Here is a 19,144-nt window from a genome sequence, read left to right as displayed (position 1 = left end):
TCATCATGAGCGCCACCACCACTGCACCGCCCAAGAAGGACACCTACAGTCCGCTCGAGCTCTTCGCCATCGACCGGCTCCTCGACGAAGACGAACGCGACATTGCCGCCACGGTGCGCAAGTTCGTCGACACCCGGCTTCGCCCGAACGTCGAGGACTGGTTCGAATCGGCCACCCTGCCCAAGGAATTGGCCAAGGAGTTCGGTGAACTGGGCGTGCTGGGGATGCACCTGCAGGGCTACGGCTGCGCGGGCACCAATGCCGTCAGCTACGGCCTGGCCTGTATGGAGCTGGAGGCCGGCGACAGCGGCTTCCGCAGCTTCGTGTCGGTGCAGGGCTCATTGTCGATGTTCTCGATCTACCGGTACGGCTCGGAGGAGCAGAAGAACGAATGGCTGCCCCGGCTCGCCGCCGGGGACGCCATCGGCTGCTTCGGGCTGACCGAGCCGGACTTCGGGTCCAACCCGGCCGGGATGCGTACCCGCGCACGGCGCGACGGCAGCGACTGGGTGCTCAACGGCACCAAGATGTGGATCACCAACGGCAACCTCGCCGATGTGGCCACCGTGTGGGCGCAAACCGACGAGGGCATCCGCGGGTTCCTGGTGCCGACGGACACCCCGGGGTTCACGGCCAACGCCATCCACAAGAAACTGTCGCTGCGGGCATCGGTCACCTCGGAGCTGGTGCTGGACAATGTCCGGCTGCCGGCATCGGCCCAGCTGCCGCTGGCCGAGGGCCTCGGCGCACCGCTGTCGTGCCTCAACGAGGCGCGCTTCGGCATCGTGTTCGGCTCGCTGGGCGCGGCGCGGGACAGCTTGGAGACCGCGATCGCCTACACCCAGTCCCGCGACGTGTTCGACCGCCCGCTGTCGAGTTACCAGCTCACCCAGGAGAAGCTGGCGAACATGACGGTGGAGCTGGGCAAGGGCACGCTGCTGGCGATCCACCTCGGCCGGATCAAGGACGCCGAAGGGGTGCGCCCCGAGCAGATCAGCCTGGGCAAGCTCAACAATGTGCGCGAAGCGCTGGCGATTGCCCGCGAGTGCCGAACGCTGTTGGGCGGCAGTGGGATCACGCTGGAGTACTCGCCGCTGCGACATGCCAACAACCTGGAGTCCGTGCTGACCTACGAGGGCACCTCCGAGATGCACCTGCTGTCGATCGGCCGGGCGCTCACCGGGCAGGCTGCGTTCCGCTGAGATGACCGCAGCTGTGGAACTCCGGCATCTCATTGCCGGAGAGTGGCACCGCGGCGGCGGCTCGGAGCTGGTCAGCGTCAATCCGGCGCGACCCAGTGTCATTGTCGCCGAAGGTGTTTCAGCGGCCTCCGCTGATCTGGAGAACGCGGTGGCAGCCGCCGGGAGCGCGGCGCGGTCCTGGGCGGCCACCCCGATCCACCAGCGCGGGGCGATCCTGCTCGAGGCCGCCGCGGTGGTGGACCGCAATGCCGAGGACTGGGGCCTGGAGCTCGCCGTCGAGGAAGGCAAGACCCGCGCCGAGGGTGTCGGTGAGGTCCGGCGCGCCGCGCAGATCCTGCGCTATTACGGCAACGAGGGTGACCGGTCGGCCGGGGAGATCTTCGCCTCGCCGCGAGCCGGCGAGCAGATTCTGGTGACCCGCAAGCCGATCGGCGTCGTCGGAGTCATCACCCCGTTCAACTTCCCGATCGCGATCCCGGCCTGGAAGATCGCGCCCGCCCTGGTGTACGGCAACACGGTGGTGTGGAAACCGGCCAGTACCGTTCCGCTGCTGGCGATTCGGCTCGCCGATGCGCTGCGCACCGCGGGGCTGCCCGACGGGGTTCTCAATGTGGTGATCGGGGATGCCGCGATCGGCGACGGACTGGTGAACCACGACGGGGTGGACGCCATCACGTTCACCGGGTCGACCGGGGTAGGACGGCGGATCGCCGCGGCCGCGGCGGCGCGGGGTGTGCCGGTGCAGGCCGAGATGGGCGGCAAGAACGCCGCGGTGGTGCTCGACGACGCCGACATGGACCTGGCGCTGGAGCAGGTCATGCTGGGCGCCTTCCGGTCCACTGGCCAGAAGTGCACCGCCACATCACGATTGATCGTCACCGACGGTATTGCCGACCGTTTCCTGGCCGCTCTGGCCGAGCGGGCCGGTGCGCTGGCGGTGGGCGATCCGATCGACGACGCGACCCAGATGGGCCCGGTGATCACCGGATCGGCCCAGAAGAGCATCCAGGCCGGCATCGACTCGGCGGTGGCCCAGGGCGGCAGCGTGCTGACCGGCGGTACGCCGTATCGCGACGGGCCGCTGGCCGACGGCTTCTTCGTCGCGCCGACCATCGTGGAGATCAACGGGCCTGCTGACATCTGGGCCGACGAGCTGTTCGGCCCGGTCGTCGCGGTCCGCCGGGCAGCCGACGCCGAGGAGGCGTTCGCGCTGGCCAACGACAGCGAGTTCGGTTTGTCCGCAGCGGTGTTCACCCAGGACCTGACCCGGGCGCTGCAGGCGGTCGAGCACATCGACGTCGGCGTGCTGCACGTCAACTCCGAGTCAGCGGGTGCCGATCCGCATGTGCCGTTCGGTGGTGCCAAGAAAAGCGGGCTGGGGCCGAAGGAACAGGGCCAGGCGGCGCGGGAGTTCTTCACCCACACCACTACGGTCTATCTGCGCGGAGGCCAGCCCCGCGCCTGACGCGCACCGAACGTCACACCAGAGTGACATCGAGTGCCCAACGCGACGCTGGTGTGACGTTCGGCGTGGGGTTTACTTCGGCTCGACGGTCACCTTGATGGCCTCGCCGCTCTTGACGATGCCGAACGCATCGAGCACGTCGTCGAGGGCGATGTGACTGGTGATGAGGTCCTTGACCGGCACCTGCCCGGTGGAGATGTACTCCAGCGCACGCTTATTGTGTTCGGGCGCCGAACCATTGGCGCCGTGGATGTGCAGCTGGCGGTAGTGCACCACGTTGGAATCGCAGGTGATCGTCGGATTGGTCTTGGGCAGGCCGCCGAAGAACGAGATCCGCCCGTTGCGGGCGGCCATCGCGATGGCCTGCTCCTGGGTGATGTTGGCGGCCGTGGCGGTGATGACGACATCGGCACCGCGACCCCCGGTGAGTTCCATGACCTTCTCGACGACGTCGACGTCGGCGGCATTGATGACCTCGTCCGGGTGCACCGCGTCGGCCGACATCTTCAGCCGGCTGTCGTTGACGTCGACGAGATAGACCGGGCCGCACTTGTGCACGCCGCGGGCGATGCGGATGTGCATACAACCGATCGGGCCCGCGCCGAAGACGACGACGGTGTCACCCTCCTCGATGCCGAGTAGCTCTTGGGCGTTGATGGCGCACGCGAACGGCTCTGCGGCAGAGGCCTCGTCGTAGCCGACGTTGTCGGGGATGCGGTTGAGGCCGTCGACCTTGAGCACCTGCTTGGGCACGATCATGTACTCGGCGAACCCGCCGTCGTACTGATAGCCCACCGAGGTCTGGTTCTGACAGACCGCCATCCACCCCTTACGGCACTCATGGCATTCACCGCACGGCACGGCGGCGATGACCTGGACGCGATCGCCCTCTTTCCAGTCGCTGCCATAGGTCGCGTTGACCTGCGCGCCGACCTCGACGATCTCGCCGGCGACCTCATGGCCGATGGTGCGCGGCGGCGTCAGGTTCTGGTGGCCGTTGTGGAAGATCTTGACGTCGGTGCCGCACGTCGAGCAGTTGCGCACCCGGATCTTGACCTCGTCGGGACCGCACTGCGGCTCGGGTACGTCTTCCAGGCGGACATCCTCCGGCGCGTAGAAACGCAGGGCCTTCATCGTCGTCGTCCTTCCGGTGTGCGATTGCCGTCACACAGCACTCTAGCGCAGTCCGGGCAGAAAACCACCCCAATTTGTGCCCATTTGTGCCCGTTTGCTTGCAATGGTGCCCATTTGTGGGATTTACTGGTGCAACGATGTGACTCGCATCACCAGACCCCAGATCGGAGGCCAGCAGTGACCACCACTGAAGCCACGCCCCGCGCCGGTGCCCGTGTGCACGTGCAGAAGCTCGGCACCTCGCTGTCGAACATGGTTATGCCCAATATCGGCGCGTTCATCGCGTGGGGCCTGATCACCGCCCTGTTCATCAAGGCCGGCTGGCTCACCGGCCTGTTCGAAGGACTGCGCAGCCCGGACGGCTGGGTGGCCAAGATCGGCGGCTGGGGCGACTTCGCCGACGGCGGCATCGTCGCGCCGATGATCACCTACCTGCTGCCCATCCTGATCGGCGCCACCGGCGGCCGGATGGTCTACGGCATCCGCGGCGGTGTGGTGGGTGCCATCGCGACCATGGGCGTCATCGCGGGCTCGGACATCCCAATGTTCCTCGGCGCGATGATCATGGGCCCGCTCGGCGGCTGGCTGATGAAGAAGATCGACGCCATCTGGGACGGCAAGATTCGGCCCGGCTTCGAGATGCTGGTGGACAACTTCTCGGCCGGCATCGTCGGCCTGATCCTGGCGGTGTTCGGGTTCTTCGGCATCGGCCCGATCGTGACCGCATTCTCCAAGGGCGCCGGTCATGTCGTCGACTTCCTGGTGGCACACAACCTGCTTCCGCTGACCTCGATCTTCATCGAGCCGGCCAAGGTGCTGTTCCTCAACAACGCGATCAACCACGGGGTCCTCACTCCGCTGGGCACCACCCAGGCGCTGGAGACCGGCAAGTCGGTGCTGTTCCTGCTCGAGGCCAACCCCGGCCCCGGCCTGGGAATCCTGTTGGCCTATATGGCGTTCGGCAAGGGCGCCGCGCGGGCTTCGGCACCGGGCGCGGCGATCATCCAGTTCTTCGGCGGCATCCACGAGATCTACTTCCCGTATGTCCTGATGAAGCCGAAGCTGATCGCCGCCACCATCCTCGGCGGGATGACGGGCATCTTCATCAACGTGCTGTTCGGCTCCGGCCTGCGCGCTCCGGCCGCGCCCGGTTCCATCATCGCGGTCTACGCCCAGACCGCGTCCGGCAGCTTCCTGGGCGTCACCCTGTCGGTGTTCGGCGCTGCCGCAGTGTCATTCGCGGTGGCCGCGCTGCTACTCAAGACCGACCGCGCCGAGGACGACGGTGACCTGGCGGCCGCGACGGCCGATATGGAAGCGCTGAAGGGCAAGAAGTCCAGCGTGTCGGCTGCACTAGTCGGCTCCGCCACCGGGGGCCCGATCAGCTCCATTGTGTTCGCCTGCGACGCCGGGATGGGATCGTCGGCGATGGGTGCCTCGGTGTTGCGGAAAAAGGTTCAGGCGGCAGGTTTTTCGAACGTCAAGGTGACCAACCAGTCCATCGCCAACCTGACCGACACCTACGGGCTGGTGGTCACCCACCAGGATCTGACGGCCCGAGCCCGGCAGAAGACCCCGTCGGCCGTGCACGTCTCGGTGGACAACTTCATGAATGCTCCGCAGTACGACGAGATCGTCGAACTGCTCGGCAGAACCAACGGCGCCACCGGTAGTACGCCCGCCGCGGCCGCGCCGGCCGACGAGGCACCCGCCGGTGACGTACTGGCGGTGGAGTCGATCGTGCTGACCGGAACGGCGACCACCCGCGACGGCGCGATCGGCGAGGCCGGCCGACTGCTGGTGGCCAGCGGGGCCGTCGAGCCGGCTTACGTCGAGGCGATGTACGAGCGGGAGGGCTCGGTCTCGACCTACATGGGCAACGGCCTGGCCATCCCACACGGCACCAACGAGGCCAAGACCGCGATCAACCGGACCGGCATCTCGTTCGTGCGGTACGCCGAACCCATCGACTGGAACGGCAAGCCTGCCGAGTTCGTGGTCGGTATCGCCGGCGCCGGTAAGGACCACATGGCGCTGCTGACCCAGATCGCCGGGGTGTTCCTCAACAAGGACGAGGTGGCCCGGCTGCGGGCAGCCCAGACTCCCGAGGAGGTCCGGGAGGTGCTCGCCGGCCCCGGCAAGTGAGAATGTCGACGTGGACTCCGAAACCCGCCAAAGTCGCATCGTCGAATTCGCCCGCACCCGGGGGCGCGTCGAGGTGGCCTCGCTCGCCGAGGAACTCGACGTGGCCACGGAGACGATCCGGCGCGACCTGAAGGTGCTGGCCGGCCGGCGCCTGCTCAAGCGGGTGCACGGCGGGGCCATCCCGTTGGAGACCGTCGCCTTCGAGTCGACGGTGGAGTACCGCAGCCAGGCCGACCTGGCCGAGAAGCACCGGATCGCCGCCGCGGCCGCGGAGCTGTTACACGGCGCCGAAACGGTCTACCTGGACGAGGGTTTCACACCGAGACTGATCGCCGAGCGGATCGCCGAACGCGACCTGACGGTGGTGACCTCCTCGCTGCTGGTGGCCGAGGTGCTGGCGCACAGCACCACGGTGACCGTGCTGCTGCTCGGTGGACGGTTACGCGGACGGACCCTGGCCACCGTCGACCACTGGGCCACCGACATGCTCGGCAGCCTGGTGATCGACGTGGCTTACCTTGGCACCAACGGCATCTCGATCGAACATGGCCTGACCACCCCCGACCCCGCGGTGGCCGCCGTCAAGCACACCGCGGTCAAGGTGGCCCGCCGTCGGATCCTCGTCGCGGCGAACTCGAAGTTCGGCGCCAACAGCTTCTGCCGCTTCGCCGAGGTGTCGGACTTCGAGGCGATCGTCACCGACACCGGACTGTCAGCGGCCGAGGCCCGTCGCTACGAGGATCTCGGGCCCTCGGTGCTGCGTCAGTGAACGCCTTCCATGAGACGGCTGATCCGGGGCGCCAGCACCCAGACGACCAGGCCGACCACGATGGCGGCCACCCCGAGGGTGCCGAAGTACGCGAATTCGTGGTCGGCGTCGTAGTAGCGCGCCAGCACACCTGACAGCGCGGTGCCAAGGCCCACCGAGAAGAAGTACAGCGCCATCATCTGGGCTCGAAAAGCGTTGGGCGCCAACTGTGTCGTCACCGAAAGCCCGATGGGTGAGAGCATCAGTTCGGACACGGCGAACACTGCCATGATGGCGACCACCGCCAGGGCGGGAACGCTGCGGCCGGTGGTGGCGGCCATCGGCAGGAACAGCAGGAACGCCACCCCCATCCCGATCACCCCGTAGGCGAACTTGCGCGGGGTGGTCGGGGCGCGCCGGCCGAGCTTGGTCCACATCAGCGCGAACAACGGGGACAGCAGGATGATCCACACCGGTTCGATCGAGCCGATCCAGTTCGACGGCGCCGTCCACCCGAAGATCGACCAGTTCATCCGCTCATCGGAGTACACCGCCAGCACGGTGAAGATCTGCTGGAACAGCGACCAGAACACCGCGTTGGCGATGAACAGCGGGATGAACGCCCGCACCCGGGTCCGCTCCAGGGCATTGACCTTCGGGCTGCTCAGCATCACCGCGAAGTAGCCGATCGAGGCCACGATGATGACGCCGGTGGTGACCTGCGACAGGTTGGCCAGCGTGATGACGCCGACGAGGAACGCCACCACGACGACGGCGACGAGCACGGCCGCCGCGATCGCGGTGCGCCAGAAATCCTTGTGCGACAACGGGTGCGGGACGGTGCGGCCATGCTCGCCGAGGTTGCGGCGGAAGGCGACGTACTGGGCCAGCCCCAGCGCCATCCCGATCGCGGCGGCACCGAACCCGTAGTGGAAACCGAGGTGGGTCTGCAGCAGTCCGGTGATCAGCGGGCCGATGAAGGCGCCCAGGTTGATGCCGAGATAGAACAGGGTGAAGCCGCCGTCGCGGCGCGGATCGCCCTCGTCGTAGAGCGTGCCCAGCAACGACGACGCGTTGGCCTTCAATGCCCCGGAGCCCAGCGCGATGAGCACCAGGCCCACACCGACACCGCTCAGTCCCGGCAGGATCGCCAGGGCGATGTGGCCGCACATGACCACCACGCCGCCGTAGAACACCGTGCGTTCCATGCCGAGCACCCGGTCGGCGATCCACCCGCCCAGCACGGTCGACAGGTACACCAGGCCGCCGTAGGCACCGACGATGCCGGTCGCGGTGGCTTTCGGCAGGGCCAGTCCCCCGTCGGTCAGCGAGTAGTACAGGTAGTACCCGAGGATGGTGAGCATCCCGTAGAACGAAAACCGCTCCCACAGTTCGACACCGAACAGGTTGGCCAGACCGATCGGATGCCCGAACACGGTGCGAGGCGCAGGATTGCCGGTGCGTTCAGCGAGTTCAGCCATGCGCACAACCATGCCACGCGGCGGCCGCCGATAAACTCCGGTCGTGAAAGTGCTCGCCATCCACCTGGCACCCGGCACCCGGCTGCCGGTGCGCGCCGTCGACTCGGTGACAGCCGAAGCGGGCATCGGACTGGTCGGCGATCGCTACCACGGCGCCAAGCACCGGCACGTGACGATCCAGTCCCAGGAGTTCCTGGACCGCGCCGCCGCCGACCTCGGCTACGACTTCGACCCCGGTGCCACCCGACGCAACATCACGGTGGACGCCGGTGAGATCCCCACCCAGCCGGGCAGTCGGCTACAGATCGGTGAGGTCGTTCTCGAGGTCGTCCGGGTGGCCGCACCGTGCCGGTTGCTCGACGACAGCGTGGGCCCCGGGGCCGCCGCGGCCTTGCGGCGGCGGGCCGGCTCGGTGTGCCGGCTGCTGACCTCCGGCACCATTCACGTTGGCGACGCCGTCGAGGTGGTCCTGCCCGCGGGTTGAGCCGCAGGTCAGTCCCGGCAGGCAGTATCGCGAAAAATTGCCGCGCGCGTAAATCTGACCACATAATCAGCGCATGATCCTGAGCCCCGTACGCATGCTGGCCGTCGTTCTGGCCGCCCTGCTGCCGATGCTGTCGGTCCCAGCCGCCCACGCGGAGCCGGGTGAAGCCGCGCACATCACCGATATCCAGCATGTCACCGATCGCTGGGACAAGGTGTCGGTGTATTCGCCGTCGATGAACAAGATCATCGTCAACGACGTCTACAAGGCACCGCGGTCGGGGGCACCGGTCTTCTATCTGCTGCCCGGTATCGACGGCGGGGACAACCTGGATCCCGGCGTCAGCTTCGCACCGGGCACCAAGAGCTGGTTCGGGATGACCGACATCCAGGGCTTCTTCGCCAACAAGAACGTCAACGTGGTCTCCCCACTGGGTGGGCAGTTCAGCTGGTACACCGACTGGGTCAACGATCCCGGCAAGCAGTACCAGACCTATATGACCAAAGAACTGCCCCCGGTGATCAACGCGCAGTACAAGACCAACGGCCGCAACGCCGTCGGGGGACTGTCCAGCACCGGCGGCACCGCCATCGACTACGCCATCCAGGCCCCCGGGCTCTATCGCGCCGTCGCGTCCTACAGCGGGTTCCCGGCCCCTTCCGACTCGGCCCAGAACGTCGCGCTGACCCTGTCGGGCGGCGGCGCCAACGCGGCCGACATGTGGGGTCCGCTGGGCGGCCCCGGCTGGGTGGCTCATGACCCGTCGAAGAACGCCGCCCGGCTGAAGGGGGTGGCGGTGTACGCGGCCGCATCCGGCGGTGGCCAGGGTGCCGTCGACCGTCTTCCCGACGGCTTCGGCAACAACATCGCCGGTGGGTTCATCGAGGGCATCGTCGCCCAAAACACCCGTCAATTCGCCGACGCCGCGGCTGCGGCCGGAATCCCCATCACCTACGTCGTGCGACCCGAGGGCACCCACACCTGGGGTCTGTTCGAATCGGAGATGCAGGAATCCTGGAACACCACCGTCGGTCCTGCCCTGGGCGCCTAGGGCGAACTCCTTCGGCTTGGTATCGGTAGCGGCGATGCGCGCCTGAAATTGCCGCATGCAGCACTCGACCCGGCGGGATTCAGCAAGCCGATTACAGCGCCGAAATCGGGCCGTTGAGCTATGTTGACCTCTCCGGATGCGTCGGAGGGCCGACGCGCCCGCAACGAATGGCCACGCCCTTGCCGGGAGGATCGTTCGCAGAGTCGCCGGCGCGCAGGGAGGAGGCCACGTGAGCAACGACCGGCCGTCCGCCGCGCACCTGCCAGCACGCCGGGACCGACACTGACCGGCGATCCATCCGGTCTGAGGACCGGATGACGTCGCAGGACATCGTGTCGTCGTCGGCTGCCGACGATCACCGCGAACCGGTCGCGGCGGCCATCACCGAGATCTACCGGCAGGTCCTGCGCGCGGAGCAGGTAGGTCCGTACGATTCGTTCTTCGACCTCGGCGGCGACTCGCTGGCCGCGATGCGGGTGGTCGCGGCCGTCAATGCACGCCTCAACGTTGCGCTGACGGTCGGCGCGTTGTTCGAGGCGCCCACGGTGAACCAGCTGAGCGCCCGCATCGACGGCATGTCTGCCGGGCTGACCTCGCTGACCGCCATGGCCCGGCCCACCACGATCCCGCTGTCCCACGCCCAGAGCCGGTTGTGGTTCATCGATCAGCTGGACGGTCCGTCCGGGGTGTACAACCGGGCAGTCACCCTGCGCCTGCGCGGCCCGCTCGACGTCGACGCGCTACAGCTGGCGCTGACCGACGTGATCGCCCGCCATGAGAGCCTGCGCACCGTCTTCGTGGCATCCGACGGTGTGCCCAGCCAGGTGGTGCTACCGGCCGACCGAGCTGACTTCGGTTGGCACGTCACCGACGCCGCCGGCTGGACCGACGCCCGACTCGACGATGCCGTAACTGAGCTGGCGGACTACCGCTTCGACCTGTCCGCCGAAATCCCGATCCGGGCAGAGCTTTTCAGTACCTCAACCGACGAGCACACGCTCGTGATCGTGGTGCACCACATCGCCGGGGACGGCTGGTCGGTCAGTGTCCTGGCGGCAGACCTGGCCGTGGCGTACACCGGCAGGCGTGCGGGCCAACCCCCACAGTGGGCGGCGCTGCCGGTGCAGTACGTGGACTACGCCCTGTGGCAGCGAGCCAATCTCGGCGACCTCGACGACGGCACCAGTTCCCTGGCCACCCAGGTGCGCTACTGGGAGCACGCGCTGCGCGGACTGCCGCCACTGCTCGAACTTCCCACCGACCGGCCGTATCCGGCGGTCGCCGATCATCGCGGCGCCACCGTCACCCTCGACTGGCCTGCGCGCCTGCACCAGCAGGTGCTCGACATCGGCCGAGCGCACGGTGCGACGAGCTTCATGGTGGTGCAGGCCGCCCTGGCGGTGCTGCTATCCCGGCTGAGCGCCAATCCCGATGTCGCCGTGGGGTTTCCGATTGCCGGTCGCAACGATCCCGCACTGGAGGGACTGGTCGGGTTCTTCGTCAACACCCTGGTCCTGCGGGTCGATCTGAGCGGTGATCCCACGGTCGCCGACCTGCTAACACAGGTTCGTGACCGCAGCCTGGCGGCCTACGAACACCAGGACGTGCCGTTCGAGGTGCTGGTCGAGCGCCTCAACCCGGCCCGGTCGCTGACCCATCATCCGTTGATCCAGGTGATGCTGGCCTGGCAGGCCGGCACGCCACAGCACCTCACCTCCGGTGATATCGACGTGACGATCACGCCCGTCGAAACCCAGACTGCCCATCTGGATCTGGCGTTCTATCTCGCCGAGCGACTCACCGAGGACGGTGCCGCCGCGGGCATCGGCGGCCGGGTGCAGTTCCGTACCGATGTGTTCGACGCGCAGACGATCGCGACGTTGACCCGGCGGTGGGAGCAGGTGCTCGCAGCCATGCTGTCCGACCCGACCCGCCCGGTATCCGCCATCGACCTGCTCGACGACTCCGAACGGTCGACGCTCGACACCTGGTCCAACCGTGCCATTTTGGGCCAACCCGCACCCGCAGCGGTGTCCATACCGGGACAGTTCACCGCGCAGGCCAGCCGGGTACCCGAGGCCACCGCGGTGGCGTTCGACGGGCGGTCGACGACCTACCGCGAACTCGACGACGCGTCGAACCGGTTGGCGCACAATCTCTGCGCCCGCGGTGTCGGGCCGGGAACGCGTGCCGCAGTCCTGCTCGATCGGTCGGCCCATTCGGTGACGGCCATCCTCGCGGTCCTCAAGACCGGAGCCACCTTTCTGCCGTTGGACCCGAAGCTACCCGACGTCCGGCTGAACTTCCTCATCGACGATGCCGAGCCGGTGGCCGTGATCACCGATGCGAATCTCGCTGGCCGGATAAGCGGGCGGATTCCGGTCATCGACATCGACGATCCGCGCATCGCGACAGCGCCATCGCACGCTCTCCTTGAACCCGATCCCGACAGCACCGCCTATCTGATCTACACCTCGGGCACCACGGGTGTCCCCAAAGGTGTTGCGGTCAGCCATCGCAACCTGACCCAGTTGATCAGCTCGCTCGACGGTGGACTGCCCCCACCGACCGAACAGGTGTGGTCGCACTGGCACTCCTATTCCTTCGACTTCTCCGCCTGGGAGATGTGGGCAGCACTGCTGCGCGGCGGCCGATTGGTCGTCATCGCCGACTCGGTGGCAGCCTCACCGGCCGACCTGAAGGACCTGCTGATCCGCGAGGGCGTCACCGTGCTCACCCAGACCCCGTCGGCGGTCGGGATGCTGGCGCCGGAGGAGTTGGAATCGGTGGCCCTGGTCCTGGGTGGCGAAGCGTGCCCGGCCGAGGTCGTCGACCACTGGGCACCGGGCCGCGTCCTGGTCAACGCGTACGGGCCCACCGAAACCACCATCTACGCCACCCTCAGCGCACCGCTGACGGCCGGGTGCGGAACGCCGCCGATCGGCTCTCCGGCACCCGGGGCGGCCGTGTTCGTTCTCGACGCCCGGCTGCGTCCGGTTGCCCCGGGGGTGGTCGGCGAACTCTACATTGCGGGTCATGGTGTCGCCGAGGGCTATTGGCGTCGTAGCGTTCTGACCGCGACGCGATTCGTCGCCTGCCCCTTCGGGGCACCGGGAGACCGGATGTACCGCACCGGCGACCTCGTCCGGTGGGGAGCCGACGGTCAGTTGCGCTATGTCGGGCGCAGCGACGACCAGGTCAAGATCCGCGGCTACCGCGTCGAACTGGGTGAGATCCGCAGTGCCCTGGCCGGAATCGCCGGCGTCGAGCAGGCGGTAGCCGTGGTCCGCGAGGACCACCCCGGAGACAGGCGCCTGGTGGGCTACCTCACCGGGACCGCCGACGGTGCCGCTGCGCGCGCCGCACTCGCGCAGATTCTGCCGCCCTACCTGGTTCCGGCTGCGGTGGTACAGCTCGACGCCATTCCGCTGACGGTGAGCGGAAAGCTCGATGTCGCAGCCCTTCCCGCCCCCGACTATCAGGATGCCGAGCACTACCGAGCGCCCGCCAACGCCGTCGAGGAGATCGTGGCGGGCATCTTCGCTCACGTGCTGGGGCTGCCCCGGGTCGGGCGCGATGATTCGTTCTTCAACCTCGGTGGTGACTCGTTGTCGGCGATGCGGGTCATCGGGGCCATCAACACGGCGTTTCACATCGAGCTTTCGGTGCGGGTCCTGTTCGACGGTCCGACGGTGGCTCAGCTGGCCCAGGGTGTCCACATCGGCACCGTGGAACCCCTCAGCTCCGCCGACCGTCCCGAAGTACTGCCGGTTTCGTTCGCGCAGAACCGGATGTGGGTCCTCGACCAGCTCTACGGACCGTCACCGATGTACAACATGGCCGTGGCGGTGCGGCTGCGCGGGCCGCTGGACCACGACGATCTTGCGCACGCCCTGCGCGATGTCGTGGGTCGTCACGAAGCGCTGCGAACGCTCATCACCGCACCAGACGGAATCCCCCGGCAGGTCATCGTGTCGGCGGAATCAGCGGATGTCGGTTGGCAGGTGCTCGACGCATCGGGCTGGCCGCCGGACCAGCTGGACCGGTCGCTGGCCGAGCTGGCGGCGCACTGCTTCGATCTCGCGCAGGAGATCCCAATCCGCACAATGCTTTTCCACCTGGGTGATGACGACCATGTGCTGGCCGTCGTCGTCCATCACATCGCCGCCGACGGGATGTCGGTAGCGCCCCTAATGCGCGATCTCGCGGCCGCCTACACCGCACGGCGCACCGGCGGCGATCCAGACTGGCCGGCGCTGACGGTGCACTACGCGGACTACACGCTGTGGCAGCGCGAGCGGCTCGGCGACCTGACCGACGATGCCAGCCCGATCGGTGCCCAGCTGAGGTACTGGCGTTCGACGCTGGCCGGGATGCCAGAGCGCATCGCGCTGCCCACGGACCGGCCGTACCCGCCGGTGGCGGATCACCGCGGGGATACCGTCGCAGTCCAGTGGGACGCCGACGTGCAGCAGGCCATTCACCGGCTGGCCCGCAGCCACAACGCCACCGGTTTCATGGTGGTGCAGGCGGCGCTGGCAGTGCTGCTGTCGCGACTGAGTGCCAGTCCTGATGTGGCCGTGGGCTTCCCGATCGCCGGGCGCCGGGATCCCGCGCTGGCGGATCTCGTCGGCTTCTTCGTCAACACGCTCGTGCTGCGGGTGGACCTCGCAGGTGATCCCACCGTCGGGGAACTGATCGAGCAGGTGCGGGAGCGCAGCCTGGCTGCCTACGACCATCAGGATGTTCCGTTCGAAGTCCTTGTGGAGAAGCTCAACCCGGCCCGCTCCCTGACCCATCACCCGCTGATCCAGGTGATGCTGGCGTGGCAGAACGCCGATCCGATGGCGGATCTGACGGTCGGTGATCTTGAGATCACCCCGGTGCCCCTGGACAAGCACACCGCTCGGCTGGACCTGATGGTCACCCTCACCGAATGCTGGAAAGCCGACGGTGCGGCGTCCGGTATCCGCGGTGCGGTCGAGTTCCGCACCGATGTCTTCGACACGGCGAGCGTGCAGGTGCTGACCGAGCGGCTGCGGCGGGTCCTCGTCGCGCTGGCGGCTGATCCGTCGGCACGGGTGTCCGCAGTGAATGTGCTGGCTGACGGCGAACGTTCACAGCTGGATCGCTGGGGGCACCGGTCGGTTCTGACCCGGCCCACACCCACACCGATGTCGATTCCAGCGGCCTTGGCTGCGCAGGTACACCGCGATCCCGACGCGACCGCGCTGGTGTGCGGGGAGCGAACGTGGACCTACCGGGAGTTCGATCGCGCCACCAATCGACTGGCTCGCTGGTTGGCAGACCACGGCGCTGCACCGGGAACGATTGTGGCGCTGATCTTTCCGCGTTCAGCCGATGCGGTCCTGGCGATGACCGCCGTCCTGAAGACCGGTGCGGCGTATCTGCCCATCGACCCGGCCCTGCCTGCCGAACGGATCGAGTTCATGCTCGGCGATGCCGAACCGGTCGCCACGCTGACCACAGCGAACCTCGCGGAGCGGCTCACCCGGGCCGGTACAGCGGTGCTCGACATCGACGACCCCCGGATCCTGAGTCACCCGGACACACCGCTTCCACTGCCGTCGGCGGACGATCTCGCCTACCTCATCTACACCTCGGGGACCACCGGAACACCCAAAGGTGTTGCCATCGCGCATCGCAACGTCACCAGGATGTTCGGTATCCCCAGTTTCCTGCAGACCGTGTCGCAGCCGGGCCCGGTCGACTTCACCGTCACCCAGTGGCATTCGCACTCCTTCGACGTCTCGGTGTGGGAGATCTGGGCCGCGCTGCTGTTCGGCGGCCGGCTGGTGGTGCTGCCCGACGAGGTTGCCCACGATCCCGACGCACTGCGAAGCACGCTGTCCGGCGGGCCGCTCACCGTGCTGAGCGAAACACCCTCCGCCGCAGCGATGCTGGACACCGACGGATTGGATTCGGTGGCGCTGGTGGTGGCCGGTGAGGCCTGCCCGCCGTCGCTGGTGCAGCGATGGGCGCCGGGCCGGGTGATGATCAACGCCTACGGCCCGACCGAGGCCACGGTGTACGCGGCGATGAGCGCGCCCCTGGTCCCCGACGGTCATACGCCGCCGATCGGTTCACCGATGCCCGGGGCTGCCCTGTTCGTGGTGGACGCCAGATTGCAGCCGGTGCCGCCGGGCGTCGTCGGCGAGCTGTACGTAGCGGGACACGGTGTCGGAACCGGCTATTGGCGTCGGCCCGGATTGACCGCATCACGTTTCGTCGCCTGCCCGTTCGGTGGCCCCGGTGATCGCATGTACCGCACCGGAGACCTGGCCTACTGGGGTGTCGACGGCCAGTTGCGCTACGTCGGCCGCACCGACGACCAGGTCAAGCTGCGCGGCTACCGGATCGAACTCGGCGAAGTCCAGGCGGCGCTCGCGCAGCTGGAGGGGGTGCGCCAGGCCGTGGCCGTCGTGCGCGAGGACCGCCCGGGTGACCGCCGGTTGGTCGGGTACGTGACCGGCACGGCCGACCCGGCGGCTGCTCGCAGCCGCCTTGCCGAACTCCTGCCGCCCTATCTGGTACCCGCGGCGGTGGTGGGCATCGACACGGTGCCGCTGACCGTCAACGGAAAGCTGGACGTCGCGGCTCTTCCGGCACCGCACTACCGCGACCCGGACCAGTACCGGGCACCCACGACGCCAGTCGAGGAGATCCTGGCCGACCTCTATGCGGCTGTCCTCGGGCTGGACCGGGTCGGCATCGACGACCCGTTCTTCGAGCTCGGCGGCGACAGCATCATGGCGATGCAGGTGGTGGCCCGGGCCCGCCAGTCCGGCGTGCTGATCCGGCCACAGGACATCTTCGTCGAGCAGTCAGTGGCCGGCGTCGCCCGCATCGCCCGTCATGCGGACAGGGCGACCGCCGAGCCCGATGACGGTGTCGGCGACCTGCCCGCCACACCGATCATGCGCTGGCTCTACGAGATGGGCGGGGCTGTCGGCGAATTCCATCAGACGGTGCTGCTGCAGGCACCCGAGGGTACGACCCGCGACGATGTGGTGACCGTCCTGCAAGCGGTGCTCGACACCCATCCGATGCTGCGGGTTTCGGTCGGTCTCGGTGACGACGGTCTTCGGCTCCTTCGGGCTGGCGAGCCGGGGTCGGTGGACGCGGATCGATGTGTCGTATCGGTTCCGGCGCTGTCTGATGAGGCCCTGCTGGCGGCGCGGTCACGCCTGGACCCGGCTACCGGATCGATGCTCAGCTGCCTGTGGGTCAATGGCACCGGTCACCTGGCGCTGTTGGTGCATCACCTGGCCGTCGACGGTGTGTCGTGGCGGATCCTGCTGGAGGACTTGGCTATCGCCTGGTCCCAGCATCACCGCGGTCACTCGATCGCGCTGCCGGTCGAGGTGACCTCCTTCCGCCGGTGGGCGAGCCTGCTCGAGGAGACCGCCCACGACCCGGCCGTCGTCGAACACGCACCGGCCTGGCGAGCGGTGACTGATGCCGCCCCGGCACTGCCGCCAGTGAACCCGGTGTCGGACACGGTCGCCACCGCCGGACACTTCTCGGCGGCCTTGGACGCCGAAACCACCCGGCTGTTGCTCGGACCCGCAACCGCCTGCCTGCACGCCGGGGTGCAGGAACTGCTGGTGATCGCGCTCGCACTGGCCTTCTCGGAGTTCACCGGCAGCCGGGGTGCCCCGTTCCTCATCGACGTGGAAAGCCATGGCCGCCAGGAGGATCTGGGCCTCGGTGTCGACCTGTCGCGAACCGTGGGGTGGTTCACCGCCAAGAGCCCGGTCCGGCTCGACCTCGGTAGCGCGGCCTGGCCTCAGGTGCGATCCGGTGATGCCACGCTGGCTGCCCTGCTCAAGAAGGCCAAGGAACAGCTGCGGGCCACGCCGGACCCGTTGACCTACGGCATGCTGCGCTATCTCAACGCCGAGGTGGACCTGACCGGGCCGGAGCCCTCGATCGGATTCAACTATCTCGGGCGTCCGCCGGCCGCCGGCGCCGACGGCTGGCGCGTCGAACGCTGGGGTGCGTTGTTCTCCGAGAGCGAGGGCACAGGGCCGGCGATACCCCTCATGCACGCGGTGGAGGTCACCGCCGTCACTGTCGACGACGGCGACGGACCCCGGCTGCAGGCCGATTGGATGTGGGCACCGTCGCTTCTCGACCGCCTCGATATCGTGCGGCTCGCGCAGCTGTGGACCGAAGCGCTGCAGGGGATCTGTGCCGTCGCCCACCGAGGCGGTGGCGGATTGACACCGTCCGATATCGCACCGGCCCGTCTCACCCAGGACCAGATCGACGCTCTGGAGCGGCAGTACCGGGTCGCCGACATCCTGCCCGTCACCGCACTGCAGCAGGGTCTGCTGTATCACGCCGACTCGGGCAGCGATCTGTATGCGGTGCAGGTGTCGGTGGATGTGGCGGGCATGCTGGACCCGCAAGCACTCCACGATGCCGTCGACACGGTGGTGGCGCGCCACCCCAACCTGGCTGCCCGGTTCTGCCTCACCGGGTACCCACCGGTTCAGGTGCTCACCCGACATCCGTTGGTGCCCTGGCAGTATTGCGATCTCACCGATGAGCAGACCGGGCAACTGTGCGCCGAGGAGCGCGCCGCGGTGGGTGACCTCGACGGTGCCGTCCCGGTGCGTGCCGCTCTGATTCGGACGGCACCCGGGAGCTATCGTTTCGTGCTGACGATGCATCATGCCGTGGTCGACGGCTGGTCGGTGCCGATCCTGCTGCAGGAGATCCTGGCCTGCTACCGCGGTGCGGCGCTGCCGGCGCCCGTGCCCTACCGGCGGTTCCTCAGCTGGCTGGCCGAGCGCGATGTCGACACCGCACGGGCAACGTGGCGAAACATGTTGAGCGGCTTCGACACTCCCACCCTGCTGGCCGCACCAGTGCGATCGGGCCCAGCCGAGCGCGACGTGCACTCGGTCCGGATAACGGCCTCGATGACCGCCGCCTTAAACGAACTCGCCCGCGCCACCCACACCACACTCAATACCGTGCTGCAGGCGGGCTGGGCACAGCTGCTGATGGCACTGACCGGCCGCCACGACGTCATCTTCGGGACGACCGTATCGGGACGCCCGGCTGATCTGCCCGGGGCCGAATCGATGGTCGGCCTGCTGATCAACACCATCCCGGTGCGGGCCACGGCGGCACCGACCACGACAATCACCGACCTGATCACGGCACTGCACGACGCCCGGCACGCGACGCTCGAGCACGACTATCTGCCGTTGACCGAGATTCACCAGATCACCGGTTGCGAGCAGCTTTTCGACACGCTGTTCGTCTACGAGAACTACCCGATCGCAGTCCCCACCGACGAGACATCGGCACTCGACGGCACCCCGGCGATTACCCGCACCACCAGTCACGAGCGGGCGCATTACCCGCTTGTGGTGACCGTCTCGCCCGGCCCGGAATTG

At 67.9% G+C, this 19,144-nt stretch carries 8 protein-coding genes and 1 pseudogene; 7 read left to right on the top strand and 2 right to left on the bottom strand.

What is annotated here, in order from left to right; all coding sequences use genetic code 11:
- The first annotated feature begins 5 nt into the window (after window positions 1-5).
- Both BN3385_RS04265 and BN3385_RS04260 read left to right on the top strand, forming a co-directional pair.
- Window positions 6-1,202 (top strand): acyl-CoA dehydrogenase family protein, encoded by a 1,197-nt coding sequence (locus BN3385_RS04265; RefSeq protein WP_059016384.1) that lies wholly within the window; start codon window positions 6-8, stop codon window positions 1,200-1,202.
- Window position 1,203: 1 nt separating this feature from the next.
- Window positions 1,204-2,667: an aldehyde dehydrogenase family protein gene (locus tag BN3385_RS04260; protein WP_059015339.1), complete on the top strand. Its 1,464-nt coding sequence runs from the start codon at window positions 1,204-1,206 to the stop codon at window positions 2,665-2,667.
- Window positions 2,668-2,739: 72 nt separating this feature from the next.
- Here the strand turns inward: BN3385_RS04260 and BN3385_RS04255 are convergent, their stop codons facing one another.
- Window positions 2,740-3,801: a zinc-dependent dehydrogenase gene (locus tag BN3385_RS04255; RefSeq protein ID WP_059015337.1), complete on the bottom strand. Its 1,062-nt coding sequence runs from the start codon at window positions 3,799-3,801 to the stop codon at window positions 2,740-2,742.
- Between the two features lie 252 nt (window positions 3,802-4,053).
- On the opposite strand from BN3385_RS04255, the gene BN3385_RS04250 reads away from it, so the two are divergent.
- Together BN3385_RS04250 and BN3385_RS04245 are read left to right on the top strand one after the other, a co-directional pair.
- Window positions 4,054-5,946 carry a PTS mannitol transporter subunit IICBA gene (locus BN3385_RS04250; protein ID WP_231748688.1) on the top strand — a complete coding sequence of 631 codons (1,893 nt, stop codon included), beginning with the start codon at window positions 4,054-4,056 and terminating at the stop codon, window positions 5,944-5,946.
- Window positions 5,947-5,956: 10 nt separating this feature from the next.
- Window positions 5,957-6,715: a DeoR/GlpR family DNA-binding transcription regulator gene (locus BN3385_RS04245; RefSeq protein WP_059015333.1), complete on the top strand. Its 759-nt coding sequence runs from the start codon at window positions 5,957-5,959 to the stop codon at window positions 6,713-6,715.
- On the opposite strand, the gene BN3385_RS04240 is transcribed toward BN3385_RS04245, so the two are convergent.
- Complete coding sequence (locus BN3385_RS04240) at window positions 6,709-8,175, bottom strand: peptide MFS transporter (RefSeq protein ID WP_059016382.1); 1,467 nt, start codon at window positions 8,173-8,175, stop codon at window positions 6,709-6,711. The genes BN3385_RS04245 and BN3385_RS04240 overlap by 7 nt on opposite strands.
- A gap of 43 nt (window positions 8,176-8,218) precedes the next feature.
- On the opposite strand from BN3385_RS04240, the gene BN3385_RS04235 reads away from it, so the two are divergent.
- The 3 genes and pseudogenes from BN3385_RS04235 to BN3385_RS04225 all read left to right on the top strand — a co-directional run.
- Window positions 8,219-8,659, top strand: coding sequence for an MOSC domain-containing protein (locus BN3385_RS04235; protein ID WP_059015331.1), 441 nt, complete (start codon window positions 8,219-8,221; stop codon window positions 8,657-8,659).
- A gap of 73 nt (window positions 8,660-8,732) precedes the next feature.
- On the top strand, window positions 8,733-9,710 hold the full coding sequence (locus BN3385_RS04230; protein WP_059015329.1) for an alpha/beta hydrolase: 978 nt from the start codon (window positions 8,733-8,735) through the stop codon (window positions 9,708-9,710).
- A gap of 365 nt (window positions 9,711-10,075) precedes the next feature.
- Window positions 10,076-19,114: pseudogene (locus tag BN3385_RS04225) on the top strand (amino acid adenylation domain-containing protein); the annotation flags it as partial.
- Window positions 19,115-19,144 lie beyond the last annotated feature (30 nt).

This window comes from Mycobacterium sp. M26, assembly GCF_001494595.1.
GTDB lineage: Bacteria > Actinomycetota > Actinomycetes > Mycobacteriales > Mycobacteriaceae > Mycobacterium.
Note: the sequence above shows the minus strand (reverse complement) of the source record. Positions and strands in the feature narration are given on the sequence as shown.